The organism is Lentzea alba (assembly GCF_011067745.1).
GTDB classification, from domain to species: Bacteria; Actinomycetota; Actinomycetes; order Mycobacteriales; family Pseudonocardiaceae; genus Lentzea; species Lentzea alba.
Window position 1 is genome coordinate 116795 of record NZ_JAAMPJ010000011.1, and the last position, 18705, is coordinate 135499.

The window sequence follows — 18705 nt, forward strand, 5'->3', positions numbered from 1 at the left end:
GGTAACAAGCTGGTGGAGGGGACCCCATGAGGACCGTGTTCACGACCTGCCCGCTGTGCGAAGCGACGTGCGGGCTGGAGCTGACGGTCGAGGGCGACCGCATCACGAAGGTGCGCGGCGACCGCGAGGACGACTTCAGCAGGGGCTTCATCTGCCCGAAGGGCGCCTCGCTCGGCACGCTCGACGCCGATCCCGACCGCCTGAGCACCCCGCTGATCAAGCGCGACGGCGAGTTCCGGGAAGCGACCTGGGACGAGGCCTTCCGGTACATCGACGAACGGCTGAAGGACTTCCCGGACCGCAACGCGGTCGCGATGTACCTCGGCAACCCGGTCGTGCACTCGCTCGCCGGCGGCCTCTACGCCGGACCGCTGCGCAAGGCGCTGGGCAGCCGCAACGTCTTCACCGCCAGCACCGTCGACCAGATGCCCAAGCACGTCCAGTGCGGCCACATGTACGGCAGCATCTTCTCGATCCCGGTGCCCGACATCGACCGCACCGACTTCATGCTGGTCCTGGGCGCGGACCCGTTCTCGTCCAACGGCAGCCTGTGGACGGTTCCGGACGTGCCCGGCCGATTCAAGGACCTGCAGAAACGCGGTGGTTCGTTCGTCGTCGTCGATCCGCGCCGCAGCCGCACGGCCGCAGCCGCCGATCAGCACGTCGTGATCCGCCCCGGCACGGATGTGTTCCTGCTGCTGGCGTTGATCCACGAGCTGTTCGCGCAGGACCTGGTGAACCTGCGAGACCTCGCCGAGCACGTCACCGACCACACGGGGATCCGCCAGCACGTCGCGCCGTTCAGCCCTGAGGCCGTTGCGGAACGCACGGGCGTTGAGGTGGAAACGATCCGAGCGCTCGCACGGCGGTTGGCTGAAGCGGACCGTGCTGCTGTGTACGGCCGTATCGGCACCACGACCGTTGAGTTCGGCACGGTCGCGTCGTGGGCGGTCGACACGCTCAACATCCTGACCGGCAACCTCGACCGGCCGGGCGGCGTGATGTGGCCGTTGCCCGCGCACAGCAAGCGCGGTACGGGCCGCGGCAAGGGTTTCGGCATCGGCCGCTGGCACAGCCGGGTCAAGGGACACCCCGAGGTGATGGGGGAGTACCCGGCCGTCACGATGGTCGACGAGATCGAGACGCCCGGCGACGGCCAGGTGCGGGCGCTGTTCACGATCGGCGGCAACCCCGCGCTGTCGTTGCCGAACTCGGCCCGCGTGAACGCCGCTCTGTCCGGGTTGGACTTCATGGTCAGCGTCGACCCGTACCTCAACGAGACGACCCGGCACGCGGACGTCATCCTGCCGACGCCGCCGCCGTCCCGCCGCGACCACTACGACATCGCGTTCCTCAACAACTCCGTGCGCAACGTCGCGAAGTACTCGCGCGCGGCAATTCCGCTGGAGGAAGGCAGGGTCGACGAGACGGACATCTTCTTCCGGCTCGCCACGATCTTCAGCGGCCTGGGCCCGGCAGCCGATCTCGACGCCATCGCGGCCTTCCAACTGGCCGACCTGAAGCAGAAGGCCGGTGTCGACTTCGAACCCGAGGGCGAGACGCGCGAGGAACGCTTGCTGGATCTGAAGCTCCGCACCGGCCCGTACGGGGTTTCGCTCCGGCAGTTGCTCGACCACCCGCACGGCATCGACCTCGGCCCGCTCACCTCACGCCTGCCGGAGATCCTGCGCACGGAGTCCGGCAGGATCGAACTGACCCCGCAGCCGATAGTGGACGACTTCCCGCGCGTGCTGGAAGCGTTGGAGCACCCCGAGACCGAGATGGTGCTCGTCGGCCGCCGGCACCTGCGCACCAACAACTCCTGGATGCACAACGTGCCCGCGCTGGTGAAGGGCAAGCCGTTGTGCACGCTGCTCGTCAACCCCGGCGACGCCGACCGCCTCGGACTGCGGGACGGCGGGACCGCCCAGGTCACCTCGCGCGTCGGCAAGATCGAGGTGCTGGTCGAGGTCACCGCCGACATCGCGCCCGGCGTCGTCTCGATGCCGCACGGCTGGGGCCACGACCAGCCCGGCACGCAGCTCAGCGTCGCCCGTGAGCACGCTGGCGTGAACGTCAACCTCCTCACCGACGACCTCCGCATCGACCCGCTCTCGGGCACCGCCGTCCTGAACGGCACCCGAGTGCAGGTCGTGCCCGCCTAGAAAACCCGCCGATTTCCTAGGAGCCGCCATGACCGCCGGAGTCACCAGCCCGAACGCGGTGCAGACCGTCCGCCGGATAGCCGACCTGCCGTTCCTCGCGGAGCAGGCGTACGGCGACGCGGTGGCGTGGCGGTTCAAGCAGAACGGCGAGTGGCGCGACCAGACCTACGCCGAGGTCTCCGAGCTGGTGCTGGACCTCGCCTCGGGGTTCGTCCACGCCGGACTGAAGGCGGGCGACCGGGTCTGCGTGCTGGCGAACACCCGTCCTGAGTGGACGGCGGTGGAACTGGCCGTGCTCGCGGCGGGCGGCATCGTCGTGCCGATCTACCCGTCCAGCACGTCCGAGGAGATCGCCTGGGTGGTCGGCGACTCCGGCGCGTCGATCGTGGTGGCCGAGGACGAGGCCCAGTGCGTCAAGGTCGACGCGGTCAGGGGCGAACTCCCGGAACTGCGAACAGTTTTCACGATTGACGCGGCCGGTGATCGCCCGAGCCTGGCCGAGCTGCAGGACACCGGCCGCACCGCGCCGCTGGCCGCCGAACTGGACACCCGTCGGGCCGCGATCAGGCCCGAGGACCCAGGTCTGATCATCTACACCTCGGGCACCACCGGCCCGCCCAAGGGCTGCGTCCTGACCAACGAGAACTGGGTCGCGTTGTGCCGGCTCGCCGAAGAAGCCCGCATCGACGCGATGACCGGCACCGTCTACCTGTTCCTGCCGCTGGCGCACGTCTTCGCGCAGATCGTCATGTTCGGCACCATGTACCGCGGCGGCGCGTTGGCGTACTTCGGCGGTGACATGGCGGCGATCGTGCCGGAGCTGGCCGAGGTGCGGCCGACGTTCCTGCCTTCCGTGCCGCGGATCTTCGAGAAGATCTACACGTTCGTCACCTCGGCCGTGCCGCCGGAGCAGCTCGCTCAGGCCGTGACGCTGGGTCTGGAGGTGCGACGCCGGCGCGCCGCGGGTGAACCCGTGCCCGCGGAGATGGCGGCCGCGTTCGAACAGGTCGACGCGCTGTTCGCCAAGGTGCGCGCGGTGTTCGGCGGCCGGCTCGTGCAGGCGCTCTCCGGTGCCGCACCGATCTCTCGCGAGGTGCTGCAGTTCTTCCACGCGGCCGGCGTGCCGGTGCTGGAGGGTTACGGCATGACCGAGTCCACGGCGGTGGGCACCATCAACACGCTGAGCCGCTTCAAGCTCGGCTCGGTCGGCGCGTCCGGCATCTCCGGCCTGGAAATGGCGGTGGGGGAGGACGGTGAGCTGCTGATGCGCGGCCCGCACGTCTTCGCCGGGTACTGGCGCAACGACGAGGCGACGGCTGCCACGATCAAGAACGGCTGGCTGCACACCGGCGACCTCGGCGAGATCGACGCGGACGGTTTCGTCACGATCACGGGGCGCAAGAAGGACATCATCATCACCGCCGGTGGCAAGAACATCGCGCCGGCGAACGTGGAGAACGTGCTGCGCCAGTCGCGCTGGATCTCGCACGCCGTGTTGTTCGGCGATCGCAAGCCCTACTGCGTGGCCCTGATCACACTCGACGCCGACGAGATCGTGCCGTGGGCGACGGCACGTGGTTTGCCGTCCGACCTCGAATCTTTGGTGGGTCACCCGGACGTGCGAACGCTCGTGCAGGGAGTTGTTGACGAAGCGAACTCGCACTTCGCCAGTGTTTCCCAGGTGAAGAAGTTCGTGCTGCTCACCCGCGACCTGTCACAGGAGGAAGGTGAGCTCACCCCGACGTTGAAGGTCAAACGCAACGTGGTGCACCGCCTTCACTCTGCGTTGTACGAAGGGCTCTACGCGTAACCCGTACGTACGAGAAATCCAAAAACAGGTACATCCACCCTGGCGGATTCCGTCCGCTCAGGGCAGAGTGGAACACCAAGCGGCGCCAGGCCCCCTCCCCCCTCGGGCCCAGCCGCTTCGCGGCCCCGGCTCACGGCGTACTCCCCCCAGACGCCCTTGCCGGGGCCGCCTTGTACGTTGATGAGGGGAGCTTTCATAAACCTCAGGTTTATGAAAGCTCCCCTCATCAACATCACTTGCGGGGCGGGGTTGTGGTGCCCCGCACGATGAGTTGCGTCTCCGCCACGATCTGTGGGACCTCGGTGTTGTCCGAGTCCAGCCAGTCGAGCAGCAGGTTCACCGCCGTGCGTCCCGCCTGTGCCACCGGCATCGCCACCGTGGTCAACGCGGGCGAGCACAGCGCCGCGTACGTCAGGTCGTCGAACCCGGTCACCGACACGTCACCGGGAACCGAGATGCCGCGGTCCCTGAGCCGCGCTAGGACGCCGAGAGCCATGATGTCGTTGTAGGCCACGATCGCGGACGTGTCGGCCGCCACGGCCAAATCAGCGGCCTGCAAGCCGCCTTCGTAGCGCGGCGCGAACGGTCCGAGGTCCACCAGGTCCACCCCGTGCTGGGCCACCGCCGACAACAGGCCGCGGCGACGCTCCTGGTTGGACCACGAGGTGCGCGGCCCGTTCAGGTAGGCGATCCGCCGGTGCCCCAACGCGACGAGGTGGTCGACGATCGCGTGCATTCCACCCGCCGAGTCCATCAACGCGGCGGGCACGCCCGGCAGGCGCCGGTTCAGCAGCACCAGCGACGTCGCGCCCGCCATCTCGTAGATCTGCGAGTCCTCCAGGCCCGGCGCGCACAGCACCACGCCGTCGACCTGCTTGGCCATCGCGTGCACGAGCTTGGCCTCGGTGACCGGGTCCTCGTCGCTGTCCGCCACGAACACCGCGTAGTCCGCCTGCATCGCCCGCGCCTGCACGGCCTTGAGCACGCCCGTGAAGAACGGGTTGTCGAGGTCCGGCACGACGATGCCGATGTTGCCGGTCTTGCCGGTGATCAGCCCTCGAGCCGCCCGATTGGGCTGGTAGCCGAGGTCCGAGGCGGCAGCCAGCACCCGTGATCTGGTCTCCGGGCGGACCAGCTCGGGAGATGTCAGCGCACGCGAAACGGTGGCGACCGATACGTGCGCCCTGCGTGCCACGTCGCGGATGGTGACTGCCACTGGTTACCTCACCCTCAACTGCCGGTTGAAACAATCATGACGGGTCAGGTGTCAAGCCGGGTCTTTGAGTCTGGTGACGAGCTGGGTCGGGTTCACGAACCTGAGCGCGATCACCAGCAGGACCAACATGGACGCCGTGTAGATCACGGCCATCGAGTCGACCATCTGTTGTGGTCTGATGCCCGCCGACGACATGGCCTCGTACAGCGAGACCACCAGGGTCTGGCTGGTCGGACCGGCCGTGAGGAACGTCAGTTCGAACATGCCCACCGTGCGCACGAGCACCAGGATCGACGCCGCCAGGATGCCCGGTACGAGCAGCGGCGCGAGCACGCGGGTGAAGATGGCGAACGTGTTCGCCCCGCACATCCGGGCCGCCGACTCGATCTTCGTGTCGATCTGCTCGATGAACGGCGTCATCGTCAGCACCACGAACGGCACGGCCGGCACGAGGTTCGCCGCGATCACGCCGAACATGCTTCCCGCCAACTGGAACTTGTACAGCACCGTCGCGAGCGGGATGCCGTACGTCATCGGGGGCATCAGGATCGGCAGCAGGAACAGCACGTTGAGCAGCTTCTTTCCGGGGAAGTCGCGGCGCGCCAGAGCATAGGCCGTAGGAACTCCGATGAGGACGGAGATGACGACGACCGCGATCGCGACCTGGAACGTCACGACCAGCACGTCCAACAGACGGTAGTCGCGCCATGCCTCGCCGTACCACTTGCCCGTGTAACCGTTGGGCAGCCACGTGCCGAACCACGACTCGGCGAACGAGTTGGTGACCACGGCACCGACGATGCCGATCAGGTTCAGCATGAAGAAGATCAACGCGCCCCACGTCAGCCACACCACCGGGCGAGCAGCGAGCTTCATCCCTTACCTCCTGTCGCACCGCGGTAGAGCGTCGTGCGCCAGACCAGCACCACGCCGATCACGATCAGCATCACCAGCGCCATCAGCATCGCGATCGCCGAGCCCATCGCGAAGTCGTTGTCCCGCAACGCCGTCTCGTACGCGGCGATCGACATCACGTGCGTCTCACCGGCCGGGTTGCCGACCATGACCGCACTCGGGAACACGGAGAACGCGAGCACGAACGAGAGGCAGAACGTGACCGCGAGCCCCGGCGCGAGCAACGGCATGGTGATCGTCCGGAACCGCTGCCTCCTCGACGCTCCCAGCGTCGCCGCCGCCTGTTCGAGCGTGGGGTCGATGCCGGACAGGTAGGACAGCGTCAGCAGGAACGCGAACGGGAAGCCGGTGATGATCAGGCTGAACAGCACGCCCCAGTAGTTGTGGGTGAGCTTCGCCGGTTCGTCCGCGCCCAGTGCCATCCAGATGCGGTTGAACCACCCGGTCGGTCCGAAGAAGGCGAGGAGTCCTTCGGCTGTCAGCACGGTGCCGAGGGTGATCGGGACGACCAGCAACGTGGTGAGCGCTCTCTTGCCGCGGAACCGGCCGCGCATCCGGAACGCGATCGGGATGGACGCCAGCACGTTGAACAGCGCCGCCGGCAACCCGAGCCGCAGCGTGATCCAGACGGTCTCCGCCAGGTACTCGTCCTGGAAGAAGGTGACGTAGTTCTGGAACGGGCTGCCGCCGCCCTTCGGCTGGAAGCTCAGCTGCAACCCGTACAGGAACGGGTAGACGAACAGCAGCACCACGAACACCGCTCCCGGCACCAGCAGCCAGAGGACGCGGTCGACGCCCTTCTCGGCCAGCCGATGCTTCAGCGACGCCCGATCGGTTACCGCGGTCATGTGAACACCAGCACGCGCTCAGTCGGCACCTTCAACCTGATGGTGTCGCCGGGAGCGAGTCGTGAGTTCGTGCGGACGTGCAGCTGTTCGCCGTTCTTCAGCCGTGCCTCCACGGCTTGCTCACGTCCGTGGTACTCGACGATCTCGACGGTGGCTTCCAACGTGTTGTCGCCGGCCTCGCTGACGACCGTGAAGTCCTCCGGCCGGACTGCCGCCACAGCCTTGTCGGACAGCTCTTCCCGTTTGACGCCAACGAGTTCGATGCCGTCTTCGGTGCGGACGGTCGCTTGATCGTCGTCTTGAGCGCTCACGCTCACCGGGATCATGTTGCGGTAGCCCATGAACCCGGCGACGTACCGGTTCACCGGATGTGCGTAGACCTCCTCCGGTGAACCGACCTGCTGCACCTCGCCGAGCCTCAGGACCACGAGACGGTCGGCGAGGGCCAGCGCCTCCTCCTGGTCGTGCGTGACGTAGACGGTGGTGAGACCCAGGGACTGGTGCAGCCGGCGGATCTCGGTGCGCATTTCGAGCCGCAGCGCTGCGTCCAGATTGGACAGTGGTTCGTCCATCAGCACCAGTGGTGGCTCGAGGACGATCGCGCGGGCGATCGCCACGCGCTGCTGCTGGCCGCCGGAGAGTTGTGCCGGGAACTTGTGCTGGTGTTCTTCGAGTTGGACGAGCCGCACCGCCTCGTCCACGCGCCGGTTCAGCTCCGCCTTGGCCGTCTTGCGCATGGACAGCCCGAACCCGATGTTGCGCCGCACCGACATGTGCGGGAACAGCGCGTAGTTCTGGAACACCATGCCGAACCCGCGCTTCTCCGGCGGCAGGTCGTCGATGCGCTTGCCGTCCAGCGTGATCCGCCCGCCGGTCAACGGCAGCAGCCCCGCCAGGCAGTTCAAGGCGGTGGACTTCCCGCAGCCCGACGGCCCGAGCAGGGCGACGAACTCGCCGCCCTTGATCGTCAGGTCCATGCCCTGGAGGGCAACGGTGTCCCCGAACGCCCGCCGCACGTGGTCCAGGTGCAGCTCGGCAAACCGTTGTCCGGTCATTTCTTGCCGATCTCCCTGTCCCACCGCTGGAAGGCCTTCACCTGCTGCGCCGCCGGAAGCGAGGTCTCCTTGGGGTTGTCCTCGATCAGTTTGTCGTACTCGGCGCGCCCGAACTTCGCGATCGCGTCCTGCGACTCCTGCGGCGCCATCTTCAGCGTGACGTCCTTGACCGCCGGGCCGGGGTAGAAGTAGCCCTTGTCGTAGGCCTTGGCCTGCTGCTTGGGGTCCAGCATGAACTTGATCAGCGCGAGGTTCGCCGCCAGCACGTCGTCCGAGACACCCTTCGGCACCACCGCGTAGTGCGCGTCGGTGACCCAGTGGAAGCCCTTGAAGGTCGCGATCTTCATGCCCTCCGGCACCGAGCCGAGCACGCGCGGGTTGATGTCCCAGCCGGTGGTGGAGGCGACCATCCACGACGTGCCGTTCGCCAGGTTCTTCATGACGTCGGTCGTGCCACCTGGGTAGTTGTCGACGTACTGCCCCAGTTCCTTGAGGTAGGCCCAGGTCTTGTCCCAGCCCTTCTCCGGGTCCTTGGGGTCCGAGTCGCCGAGCAGGTACGGCAGTCCCATCAGGAACGTCCTGCCAGGACCGGAGTTCGCGGGCCGCGCGTACTGGAACTTGCCGGGATGCGCTTTGGCCCACTCCAGCAGTTCGGCGGGAGACGTCGGCGCGGTGGGCACCTTGGCCGGGTCGTACTCCAGCAGCGGTCCCGCGGGGTAGTAGGTGACGGCGACGCCCTGGCCCTGGGCGAGCTTCTGCATCTCCCAGGCCGGCGGGAGGTAGGTCTTCTCGAGGTCCGGCAGCTTCGCCGAAAATCCGGGGAGCAGTTCGTAGACGAGTTTCTGCTCGATGACCGACGACAATCCGTCGGTACCGGTCAGCACGAGGTGGGTCTGGGAGGTGCCGGAGTTCTGCTCGGCCTTGAGCTTGCCCGGCATGTCCGGCGCGGTCGCCTTGGTGTAGTTGACCTTGCTCACGAAGTCCGGGTTGGCCTTCACGAACTCGTCGATCATGCCCTGGGTGAGCTGCAGGTTGCCGGCCACGTCGAGGACGTTGAGCTCGACCGGTTTCGACGGCTTGTCCGGGACTGTCGTGGGGGCGTTCTGCGCCTGCGGGGACTCCGGCGCACCACACGCCGTGATGACCAACAGGGCGGGGATGACGAGCTGTAACTTCCTTGTCCAGCGCATCTCGGGGCTCCCTAACTGACTCTGGACCTGGCGCTCGAAAACGTTTACGGTTTTTCTGTAACACTCGTACACCCGCCGCCAGTCGAACGCAATGCCCGCCGCCGCATCCCCTGTTCCCAACGAAAGTGGGAGGCTCCTGTGGCACCCCGTTCACGGCGGCTGCCGGTCACCAGAACCGGCATCCTGGCCACTGCGCTCGCAGTGGCGGTGACCTCGCTCGTGTCCGCCGCGCCTGCGGCGGTCGCAGCTGATGTCCTGCTGTCCCAAGGCAAACCCGCGACCGAGTCGGCGTCCGGCGGGGCGAACTACGCGCCGCGCAACGCCGTCGACGGCAACTCCGGCACGCGCTGGGCCAGCAAGTCGAACACCGATCCGGCCTGGATCCGCGTCGACCTCGGCGCGTCCGCGAACATCAGCCGGGTCCGGCTGCAGTGGGACCTCTCGTGCGCCAAGGCGTACCGGGTCGAGACCTCTGAGAACGACTCGACGTGGACGTCCATCTACACCACCGCGGACGGCAAGGGCGGCGTCGAGGACCTGACGGTCACCGGGCGAGGCCGTTATGTCCGCGTGTACGGCACCACGCGTTGCCGCACCGGCACGTCGTACGGCTACTCGTTGCAGGAGTTCCAGGTCTTCGGCAACAGCGGCCCGGCCGACGTCGAACCGCCGTCGCCGCCCTCAGATCTCGTCGCCTCGGACATCAAGCACGACTCGGCGAAGCTGACGTGGAAGGCCGCGACCGACAACGTCGCCGTGGCCGGGTACGACATCTACAACCTCGGCCAGTTCCAGAAGTCGGTGCCGGCCACCGACCTGACGACGGTCATGACCGGGTTGAAGCCGAACGTCAACTACGGCTTCTACGTCAACGCGCGGGATGTGGCGGGCAACGTCTCGCAGGCGTCCAACACGGCGGAGTTCAAGACGCCGCCGGCTCAGGACGACCCGATCCCGCCGACCGCGCCGAAGAACCTCCGTTCCACGGGCGTGACGGCGAACTCGGTCTCGCTGGCCTGGGACCCGGCGACCGACAACATCGGCGTGACCCGCTACGAGGTCTACACCGGTTCGACGAAGGTCGGTGACGCGACCGGCACGTCCGCCACGATCGGCGGGCGCAGCGCCAACACCGAGTACACCTTCACCGTCAAGGCTTTCGATGCCGTCGGCAACGCCGGCCCCGCGTCCAACGCCGTGACCGTGAAGACGCGCTCCGGTGGCGACCAGGTCGGCGCCGTCACGCAGATCGCGACCGACAACGACGTGCCGTGGGGCCTCGCGTTCCTGCCGGACGGTTCGGGGATCTACTCACGCCGTGACGCGCAGGACATCGTGAAGATCACGCCTGCTGGTGTGAAGACCACACTGGGCAAGGTTCCCGGCGTCTCCGGCACCAACGGCGAGGGCGGTCTGCTCGGCATCGAGCTGTCGCCGACGTTCGCCTCGGACGGCCTGATCTACGTCTACCACACGGCTTCCGGTGACAACCGGATCGTGCGGGCGAAGATCGAGGGCAACTCGCTGACCGGGTGGACGACGTTGCTGACCGGCATCCCGCGCAACAAGTTCCACAACGGCGGCCGCCTGCGCTTCGGTGCCGACGGCAAGCTCTACGCGGGCACCGGTGACGGCCAGTCCAAGCCCAACGCCCAGAACAAGCAGTCACTGGGCGGCAAGGTCCTGCGCCTGAACCCGGACGGCACCGCGCCCTCGGACAACCCGTTCTTCGGCGAGGGCGGCAACGCCCGCTACGTGTGGACCTACGGCCACCGCAACGTCCAGGGCCTCGCGGTCGACTCGCAGGGCCGCATGTGGCAGGCCGAGCTCGGCGACGGCAACATGGACGAGATCAACCTGCTGCAGAAGGGCGGCAACTACGGCTGGTCGAGCTGTGAAGGCACCGCAGGCAACTGCAGTGGTTACATCGCGCCGAAGAAGACCTTCTCGGTCGGCTCCGCCTCGCCGTCGGGCCTCGCGATCGTGAACGACGTGCTGTTCCTCGCCGCCCTGCGCGGCGAGCGCCTGTACCGCATGCAGATCAACGGCTCGTCGGTCGGCACCACCACGTCGCACTTCCAGGGCACCTACGGCCGGCTGCGGACGCCCGAACCCGCTCCGGACGGCTCGCTGTGGGTCACCACGTCCAACGGTGACAAGGACTCCACCGCGGGCAACAGCAACACCAAGCTGTTGAAGGTGGCTCTGAACTAGCTCCCGCGCGAACGGAAGAGGCCCCGGACGCGATGTCCGGGGCCTCTTCCCACTTCAACATATAGCGCATGGGGGGCCTTGCGGCAAGACCCCGTTCATGCCGCAAACTCTGCGACCTCGACAGGAATCGGCGAGGACTGGGGAGTCGCGAAGTGCGTGTTGTACTGGCCGGATACGGATCGCGTGGAGATGTCGAACCGCTGATCGGCCTTGCGGTGGCGTTGCAGGCCGCGGGCGCGGAAGCGGTGGTGTGCGTGCCACCGGACGAGGAGTTCGAGAACAGGTTGGGTGACTTCGGCGTGCCGTTCGTCCCCTTCGGACAGTCGGTGCGCGAGCTGGTGACGAGCGGGCGCGCGGACCCGCCCGCCGTGGCGGCGGCGCTGGTCGGCGAGTGGTTCGGCCCGGTCGCCCGGGCCGCCGAGGGAGCCGACGTGCTGGTGGCGACCGGCCTGATGCCGGCGGGCGCCCGGTCGGTGGCCGAGCACCTCGGCCTGCGCTATGTGCTCGCGATGTGCCACACCATCTCGCTGCCATCGGCGCACCGCAGGCCGTCGCAGCGCCCCGGCAAGCCCTACCCTCCGGACGAGACCGACAACCGGGTGCTGTGGGCGATCGACGCGGAGAACGTGAACGCGATGTACGGCCCGGCGTTGAACACCCACCGGGCGGCGCTGGGCATGCCGCCGGTGGACAACGTCCGCGACCACGTCTACACCGGCGAACTGCTGCTGGCGGCGGACCCGCTGCTGTGGCCGTCCGAGGAGCTGCTCAACCTCGACGTCACCCAGACCGGTGCGTGGATCCTGCCGGACACCCGGCCGCTCGCACCCGACCTGGTCGCGTTCCTGGAAGCGGGCGAACCACCGGTGTACGTCGGCTTCGGCAGCATGCCGATGCACACCTCGAAGGACGTCGGCCAGGTGGCCGTCGACGCGGTGCGCGTCCAGGGCCGCCGCGTGCTGCTGGCTCGCGGCTGGGCGGACCTGGCGCAGATCGACTCCGGTGACGACTGCTTCGTCGTAGGTGAGGTCAACCAGCAGGAACTGTTCCGCCGCGTCGCCGCCGTCGTGCACCACGGCGGGGGCGGCACCACCACGACCGCGGCCCGTACCGGTGCGCCGCAGGTGATCGTGCCGCAGATCGTGGACCAGCCGTTCTGGGCCCGTCGGGTGGCCGAGTTGGGCATCGGCGCGGCCCACGACGGTCCGACGCCGACGTTCGAGTCGTTGTCCGGGGCGCTCAAGACCGCGCTGGCGCCGGAAACCGCGGTTCGCGCGGCAGAGGTGGCGAGCAACGTCCGGGCGGACGGTGCTGAGGTGGCCGCGAAGTTGTTGGTGGGCTAGCAACGCCTTGAGAGGCACTCCGGGTCGAGTTCTCGGCGTCTGAGCAGCGGCCAGGAGCCCTGTCCGCACTCTCCCGGCGAACCCGACGCACGCTCCCGCCCCTGGCCACTACCGGGCGTGGGGCTTGGTGGATTCGCCAATGGAGTCGTGCAAGTACTACCAGCAGATGATCGAATCGCCACCAACTGCACCCAACTGGTCGCCGCCAGTCAGCCGGTGCACCCGTGCAGACGGCCTCCTGTTGGCAGGGAAAAGTGCCTGTTGATGTTGAGCTGGTGGTACTTGCAGACGCCATCTGCGCCAAACGCAGGGATGTTCAGCGGGTTAGAGACACGGTGAACGCGTGCGGGACGAGAACGGCATCGACCGCATCGTCAAGATTTTCTGATCGCGAGTCCGTCCAGCAGCAACTCGATCAGCCGCCGCGGGTTGTAGCGCGGGTCGTCATCCCTGCCGATGCAGAGGTTCCCGATGCCGCGCATCAACTCGTACGGCTGGATGTCCCTGATCTCGCTCGCCTCCAGCAACGAACCGCACACCGGTCCCAGCCGGTCGAGGAAGTACGCGTGCAGCGACTCGAACCCGCTGCTGTCCGACTGCAAGGCGTTGGCGAGCCCGTGTTTGGTCACCAGGAAGTCCACGAACAGGTCGACCCACGCCCGCAGCGCCGCGAACGGTGAGTCCGAAGTGGACAGCAGCTCCGGACCGGCGGACGCGCACGCCTCGACCTGGTGCCGGTAGACCGCCACGACGAGGTCGGCGCGGGTGGGGAAGTGGCGGTAGATCGTGCCCATGCCGACGCCCGCCTCGGCCGCGATCTCGCGGATCGGCGCGTCGACGCCGGACCTGACGAACACCTCGGCGGCGGCCGCGAGCAGCGTCTGCTCGTTGCGCACGGCGTCCGCCCGCTTGCGTGGTGGCACGCGCGACTCCCCTCGAACAAGGTTGACAAAGCGGAACAGTGCTCCGTATCGTTCCGGAACGTCGCTCCACTTAAGCGACGAGCTTACCCGAAGGGAACGTCATGACCGTCTTCACGGTTAGTCCTGTCGTGCTCGAAATCCCCGGAAGGCCTGTTGACCTGCAGTTGAAAGTCAGCGCGCCGACCGAGGGCACCGGGCTGCCGATCATCCTGCTGTCCCACGGCCAGGGCTACTCGAACCACCTCTCCTCGCTGAACGGCTACGCGCCGCTCGCGAACCACTGGGCCGAGCAGGGCTTCGTCGTCCTGCAGCCGACGCACCTGAGCTCCCGCACGATCACCCTCCCCGCCGACACCCCCGGCGCGCCGATGTACTGGCGCTCCAGGGCCGAGGACATGTCGGCGATCATCGACCGGCTCGACGAGATCGAGAAGGCCGTGCCGCAGCTGCAGAACCGGCTCGACCACACCAAGATCGCGGTGGTCGGCCACTCCATGGGCGGGCACACCGCGAGCCTGTTGCTGGGCATGACGACCGAGGGCGTCAGCCTCAAGGACGAGCGGATCAAGGCGGGCGTGCTGCTCGGCTCGACCGGCCGCGGCGACGGGCTCACCGACGTCGTCAAGGAGCACTACTCGTTCATGCTGAGCCCCAACTTCGCGGACATGACCACCCCGACCCTCGTCGTCGCGGGCGACAAGGACGGCTCGGAGCACCTCACGACCAACGGGCCCGAGTGGCACATGGACCCGTACCACCTGTCGCCCGGCCCGAAGGACCTGCTCGTGCTCGAAGGCGCCGAACACGGGTTCGGTGGCGTCTCCGGCTACGACGTCGCCGAGACCACGGACGAGAGCCCGGAGCGGGTCGCGACCGTGCAACAGCTGACCACGGCCTACCTGCGCAGTCAGCTGCTCGGGACGGCTGACTGGCAGCAGGCCTCAGTGGGCGTTGGGTTCCGGGTTGACTCCCGGCCGTGACAGGAACTCGAAGTCGCAGCCCTCGTTGGCCTGCGTGATGTGCTCGTAGTACAAAGCGCCGTAACCGCGTTCGAACTTCGGCGGCGGCTCGATCCAGGCAGCCCGACGCCGGGCCATCTCCTCGTCGGAGATCTCGACCCGCAACACGCGTTCTGAGACGTCCAACGTCACGAGGTCGCCGTCGCGCACCAACGCCAGCGGACCGCCCACGTGCGCCTCCGGGGCGACGTGCAGAACGCATGCGCCGTAAGAAGTTCCGCTCATCCGCGCGTCCGACACGCGCACCATGTCCCGGACGCCCTCGCGCAGCAGCTTGTCCGGGATCGGCAGCATCCCGTATTCCGGCATGCCGGGCCCGCCCTTGGGGCCTCCGCCGGCGAGCACGATCACCGAGTCGCGCGTGACCTCCAGGTCCGGCGAGTTGATCCGTGCCAGCAAATCCTTGTAGCCGTGGAAAACCACGGCGGGTCCGGTGTGCTTCCACAACGCGGGTTCCGCGGCGACGTACTTGATCACCGCACCGTCCGGCGCCAGGTTCCCGCGCAGAACGGCCAGCCCGCCCTCGGCAGAAATGGGGTCGTCCACAGCACGAATCACCGACGAGTCGAAGACCTCGGCACCTTCGAGGTCTTCGCCGAACGTCCGCCCGGTCACCGTGATCCGGTTGAGGTGCAACGTTTCCCGCAACCGCGACAGCAGTCCGCGCAGCCCGCCCGCGTAGTAGAAGTCCTCCATCAGGTGCTCGCCGGCGGGCTGCACGGACGCCAGCACCGGCACCTCGCGCGACAACCGGTCGAAGTCGTCCAGCGACAACGGGATCTGCGACCGCCCGGCCATCGCGATCAGGTGGATGTAGGAGTTGGTGGACCCGCCCAGCGCCAGCACGGTCCGGATCGCGTCCTCGTACGCCTCCGCGGACAGCACGTCACCGATCGTCAACCCCTCGCGCACCATCTCGACGACCCGCGTCCCCGCCGCGGCCGCCATCCGGTAGTGCGCCGAGTCGACGGCCGGAATCGACGACGCACCAGGCAAAGTGAGGCCCAACGCCTCCGCCGCCGCGGTCATCGTCGACGCCGTGCCCATCGTCATGCACGTGCCGGGGGAGCGGGCCAGCCCGGACTGGATCTCCGCCCAGTCGGCCCCCGAGATCGTCCCCGCGCGCTTCTCGTCCCAGAATCGCCACATGTCGGTGCCGGACGCGAGCTTCTGGCCGCGCCAGTTGCCGCGCAGCATCGGCCCGGCGGGCACGAAAACCGTGGGTAGACCGGCGGAAGCGGCGCCCATCAGCAACGCTGGCGTGGTCTTGTCGCAGCCACCCATCAACACGCAGCCGTCGACCGGGTACGACCGGAGGATCTCCTCGGTCTCCATCGACAGCATGTTCCGGTACAGCATGGGTGTCGGCTTCTGGTACGTCTCCGACAGCGTGGAAACCGGAAACTCCAACGGATGTCCGCCGGCCTCCCACACCCCGCGCTCGACCTGCTGGGCCCGCTCGCGCAGGTGCATGTGGCACGGGTTGATGCCGCTCCACGTGTTCAGGATCGCGATGACCGGCTTGCCCAGGTGCTCGGCGGGGTTCATCCCGAGCTGACGCATCCGGGCGTTGTGCGAGTACGCCCGCAGCCCTTCGCCCTCGAACCACTCCGCGCTGCGAAGTTTGTTTTGGGAAGGCTTCACAGCAGGCTCCACGAGTTCAGCAGCACGCCAACAGCCGACCGATCAGCCTCGGCCAGCAGCGAAGCCGGCGGCCGCACGTCCCGGCGGCACAACCCCAGCTGTGCCAACGCTTCCTTCACCACGGACACGTTGTTCGCGGACTCGTTCAACGCCCGCAGCTCCTCGAACTTCCGGATGAACTCCCAGAACTCCATCGCCGCCCCGAACTCCCCGGCCTGCAGGGAACGGAACATCTGCACCGACAGCTGCGGCGCCACGTTCGCCAGCCCGGACGTGAACCCCGTCGCCCCCACCGCGAAATAGCCAGGCGCCGACAGCTCGGCCAGCCCCGCGACCCAGGTCAGCCGATCAAGCCCGGCATCCCGTGCCACCGCGGCGAAGCGAACCGGATCCGGTACCGCGTACTTGACGCCCACGACGTTCGGGCAGGAATCCGCCAACGCCGCGATCTGCGCGCCCCCGATCCGCGGGTTGCGCACGTACAGGATCACGCTCAGCTCGGGCACCGAAGACGCGATCGCCCGGTGGTAGTCGACCCACCCGTCCAGCGACACGTACGGATGCACCGGCTGGTGGATCATGATGCCCTGAGCGCCGGCCCGATCAGCGAACCGAGCGGCCGTCACCGCCGACGCGACGTCGTGCCCGACGCCCGCCACGATCGCGGCCCGGTCCCCGACGGTGTCCACGGTGATGGACAGAGCGCGCTCGGTCTCGGCGGACGACAGCGTGTAGAACTCGCTCGTGTTGCCGTTCGGCGTGACGACCGAGACGCCGCCCTCCACCATCCGGTCCACGATCGCGGCGTAGTTCTTCTCGTCGATCGCACCGTCGGCGTCGAACGGCGTGACGGTGATCGCCACGACGGACGCGAGCTGTTCGGAGAGGTCATCGAACGCCATCGGGAAGCTCCTCAACTACTCGGTCGGCGAAGGTCTGGATGTGGCGGCGGAGGAGTTCGAACGCGAGGTCGCCCTCGCCCGCGACGGCGGCGGCGAGGATCGCGCGGTGTTCGGCGGCCTCGTCGTCCCAGGTCGGACAGATGCCCCAGCCGGCGACGGTGATCAGCGCGGCCTGGTCGCGCAACCCGTCCAGGATCTCGATCATCAACGGGTTGCCGCACCCGGCGTACAGCGCGCGGTGGAAGCGGCGGTTGGCCAGCGAGCGCGCAGCGAGGTCGCCCACGTCCCGCAGCGCCAGTGCCGCCTCGTCGAAGGACGCGCCCAGCAGAACCGCGCGGCGCAACGCCTCGGGCTCCATCAGCATGCGCACGTCGTAGACGGAGCCGGCCATCGCGGCGTCGACGGTGCGGACCGCGGCGCCTTTGTACGGGCTCATGACGACGAGTCCGGACCCGGCGAGCGTCTTGAGTGCCTCGCGCACCGGCGTCTTCGAGACCTTGAGCGCGGCGGCGAGATCCGTTTCCACGAGCGCCTGACCGGGTTTCAGCTTTCCGTTGAGAATCGCTTCTTTGATCGATTCCAGAACAAAGTCGGTGCGCGACGCAGGAGGCGCTTCCACCCGGTCATACATCATATATGAGACCCTAGGAGCCTCCGGAGGCCCAGGTCAAGCGTCTTCTGTGGGCTGTGCAACCTCGTTGTATCTGGATTGAACCAACTCTCTCGCGCACTCGTTTTGAAGGTGTCGGTCACCGCAAGTACGCGGGGACCGGAGATGGAGAAAATTGAGTGCATCGTTCCGCGTGACCGTGTCCATTGCCGCGTCCGCCAGCGCATGGCACCGAACGTCCCTGGGCACCAACGAGTTGAACGAGATCGACACATGCTGATGGAAGAACTGCCACCGGAGGCCGCGCTGGACGGGCCTCCGCAGAACGCGGACCACCTGCTGCGGCGCACGCTGGGCACGGTCCGCGAGGAAAGACATCAGGCCGTGCGCCGCCGAGGCCGCATCACGGCCCTGACCTCGACCTTCATGGTCGCCGGAGTGCTCGCTGGGGGCGTCTGGATGGGCCAGGGCATGGGGGTCGGCGGCGTGGACGACGTGGCTGCGGTCCTGCAGGGGACCTCGCCGGCCGGAGCGCACCTGGCCGTGAAGGTCACCGACACCGAGGGCGGCCTCAGGCTGGTCGCCACGGTCGACGGCATGCAGGACGGGGAAGCCTGCTGGCTCGTCGTGCACACGAAGGACGGAAGGACGTTCACCGCCGGCTCGTGGAGGGCGCACGACGGTGAGGTGACCCTGGCCGGGTCCGCGATGGTGCGGGCCGGCGACGTGGCCGGGGTCAGCGTGGTGAACCACGATCACCAGCCGCTGGTGACCGCGAACTAGCTCTTGATGGGGGGAGCTTTCATCAACCTGAGGTTGATGAAAGCTCCCCCCATCAACCTCGTGGAGCC

Annotated in this window: 15 protein-coding genes; 6 read left to right on the plus strand and 9 right to left on the minus strand. The window is 67.8% G+C overall.

Features of this window, described 5'->3' with window-relative positions; genetic code table 11:
- Positions 1 to 26 precede the first annotated feature (26 nt).
- The gene (locus G7043_RS33600) at positions 27 to 2165 is read left to right on the plus strand and encodes a molybdopterin oxidoreductase family protein (protein ID WP_166052678.1); all 2139 of its coding nucleotides are present in this window, start codon (positions 27 to 29) and stop codon (positions 2163 to 2165) included.
- Between the two features lie 28 nt (positions 2166 to 2193).
- Positions 2194 to 3975, plus strand: a complete 1782-nt coding sequence (locus G7043_RS33605) for an AMP-dependent synthetase/ligase (RefSeq protein WP_166052679.1) — start codon at positions 2194 to 2196, stop codon at positions 3973 to 3975.
- Between the two features lie 232 nt (positions 3976 to 4207).
- On the opposite strand, the gene G7043_RS33610 is transcribed toward G7043_RS33605, so the two are convergent.
- The 5 genes from G7043_RS33610 to G7043_RS33630 are packed head-to-tail and all read right to left on the minus strand — an operon-like array spanning position 4208 to position 9199.
- Positions 4208 to 5191 carry a LacI family DNA-binding transcriptional regulator gene (locus G7043_RS33610; RefSeq protein ID WP_166052680.1) on the minus strand — a complete coding sequence of 328 codons (984 nt, stop codon included), beginning with the start codon at positions 5189 to 5191 and terminating at the stop codon, positions 4208 to 4210.
- Between the two features lie 51 nt (positions 5192 to 5242).
- Positions 5243 to 6067, minus strand: coding sequence for an ABC transporter permease (locus G7043_RS33615; protein WP_166052681.1), 825 nt, complete (start codon positions 6065 to 6067; stop codon positions 5243 to 5245).
- Positions 6064 to 6954, minus strand: coding sequence for an ABC transporter permease (locus G7043_RS33620; RefSeq protein ID WP_166052682.1), 891 nt, complete (start codon positions 6952 to 6954; stop codon positions 6064 to 6066). Before G7043_RS33620 ends, G7043_RS33615 begins: the two co-directional genes overlap by 4 nt.
- The gene (locus G7043_RS33625; protein ID WP_166052683.1) at positions 6951 to 8009 is read right to left on the minus strand and encodes an ABC transporter ATP-binding protein; all 1059 of its coding nucleotides are present in this window, start codon (positions 8007 to 8009) and stop codon (positions 6951 to 6953) included. The genes G7043_RS33620 and G7043_RS33625 overlap by 4 nt, the downstream gene beginning before the upstream one ends.
- Entirely contained in the window at positions 8006 to 9199 is a 1194-nt protein-coding gene (locus G7043_RS33630; RefSeq protein WP_166052684.1) for an extracellular solute-binding protein, read from the minus strand. The genes G7043_RS33625 and G7043_RS33630 overlap by 4 nt, the downstream gene beginning before the upstream one ends.
- Before the next feature lie 138 nt (positions 9200 to 9337).
- Between G7043_RS33630 and G7043_RS33635 the strand changes: the two genes are divergently transcribed.
- Positions 9338 to 11413, plus strand: a complete 2076-nt coding sequence (locus tag G7043_RS33635) for a PQQ-dependent sugar dehydrogenase (protein WP_313888198.1) — start codon at positions 9338 to 9340, stop codon at positions 11411 to 11413.
- A 152-nt stretch (positions 11414 to 11565) separates the two neighbouring features.
- Positions 11566 to 12756 (plus strand): glycosyltransferase, encoded by a 1191-nt coding sequence (locus G7043_RS33640; RefSeq protein ID WP_166052685.1) that lies wholly within the window; start codon positions 11566 to 11568, stop codon positions 12754 to 12756.
- Positions 12757 to 13130: 374 nt separating this feature from the next.
- On the opposite strand, the gene G7043_RS33645 is transcribed toward G7043_RS33640, so the two are convergent.
- Positions 13131 to 13679, minus strand: a complete 549-nt coding sequence (locus tag G7043_RS33645) for a TetR/AcrR family transcriptional regulator (RefSeq protein ID WP_166052686.1) — start codon at positions 13677 to 13679, stop codon at positions 13131 to 13133.
- Between the two features lie 101 nt (positions 13680 to 13780).
- Here G7043_RS33645 and G7043_RS33650 point away from each other — a divergent pair, with 101 nt between their 5' ends.
- Positions 13781 to 14659, plus strand: a complete 879-nt coding sequence (locus tag G7043_RS33650) for an alpha/beta hydrolase family protein (RefSeq protein ID WP_166052687.1) — start codon at positions 13781 to 13783, stop codon at positions 14657 to 14659.
- Here G7043_RS33650 and araD read toward each other — a convergent pair.
- From araD to G7043_RS33665, 3 genes are read right to left on the minus strand one after another with little or no spacing between them, the layout of a single operon-like run.
- Entirely contained in the window at positions 14621 to 16342 is a 1722-nt protein-coding gene (gene araD / locus G7043_RS33655) for an L-arabinonate dehydratase (RefSeq protein ID WP_166052688.1), read from the minus strand. The genes G7043_RS33650 and araD overlap by 39 nt on opposite strands.
- A complete protein-coding gene (locus tag G7043_RS33660; RefSeq protein ID WP_166052689.1) occupies positions 16339 to 17244 on the minus strand; it encodes a dihydrodipicolinate synthase family protein in 906 nt (301 codons plus the stop codon). Before G7043_RS33660 ends, araD begins: the two co-directional genes overlap by 4 nt.
- On the minus strand, positions 17231 to 17878 hold the full coding sequence (locus G7043_RS33665) for a GntR family transcriptional regulator (protein WP_242642964.1): 648 nt from the start codon (positions 17876 to 17878) through the stop codon (positions 17231 to 17233). The genes G7043_RS33660 and G7043_RS33665 overlap by 14 nt, the downstream gene beginning before the upstream one ends.
- A gap of 249 nt (positions 17879 to 18127) precedes the next feature.
- On the opposite strand from G7043_RS33665, the gene G7043_RS33670 reads away from it, so the two are divergent.
- The gene (locus tag G7043_RS33670) at positions 18128 to 18637 is read left to right on the plus strand and encodes a hypothetical protein (protein ID WP_166052690.1); all 510 of its coding nucleotides are present in this window, start codon (positions 18128 to 18130) and stop codon (positions 18635 to 18637) included.
- Positions 18638 to 18705 lie beyond the last annotated feature (68 nt).

Excerpts from the sequence above, each read along its gene's own strand:
- G7043_RS33620 (WP_166052682.1), bottom strand. The coding sequence starts at position 6,954 with ATGACCGCGGTAACCGATCGGGCGTCGCTGAAGCATCGGCTGGCCGAG.
- G7043_RS33670 (WP_166052690.1), top strand. The coding sequence starts at position 18,128 with ATGCTGATGGAAGAACTGCCACCGGAGGCCGCGCTGGACGGGCCTCCG.
- G7043_RS33605 (WP_166052679.1), top strand. The coding sequence starts at position 2,194 with ATGACCGCCGGAGTCACCAGCCCGAACGCGGTGCAGACCGTCCGCCGG.
- G7043_RS33625 (WP_166052683.1), bottom strand. The coding sequence starts at position 8,009 with ATGACCGGACAACGGTTTGCCGAGCTGCACCTGGACCACGTGCGGCGG.
- G7043_RS33600 (WP_166052678.1), top strand. The coding sequence starts at position 27 with ATGAGGACCGTGTTCACGACCTGCCCGCTGTGCGAAGCGACGTGCGGG.
- G7043_RS33665 (WP_242642964.1), bottom strand. The coding sequence starts at position 17,878 with ATGATGTATGACCGGGTGGAAGCGCCTCCTGCGTCGCGCACCGACTTT.
- G7043_RS33630 (WP_166052684.1), bottom strand. The coding sequence starts at position 9,199 with ATGCGCTGGACAAGGAAGTTACAGCTCGTCATCCCCGCCCTGTTGGTC.
- G7043_RS33615 (WP_166052681.1), bottom strand. The coding sequence starts at position 6,067 with ATGAAGCTCGCTGCTCGCCCGGTGGTGTGGCTGACGTGGGGCGCGTTG.
- G7043_RS33660 (WP_166052689.1), bottom strand. The coding sequence starts at position 17,244 with ATGGCGTTCGATGACCTCTCCGAACAGCTCGCGTCCGTCGTGGCGATC.
- G7043_RS33650 (WP_166052687.1), top strand. The coding sequence starts at position 13,781 with ATGACCGTCTTCACGGTTAGTCCTGTCGTGCTCGAAATCCCCGGAAGG.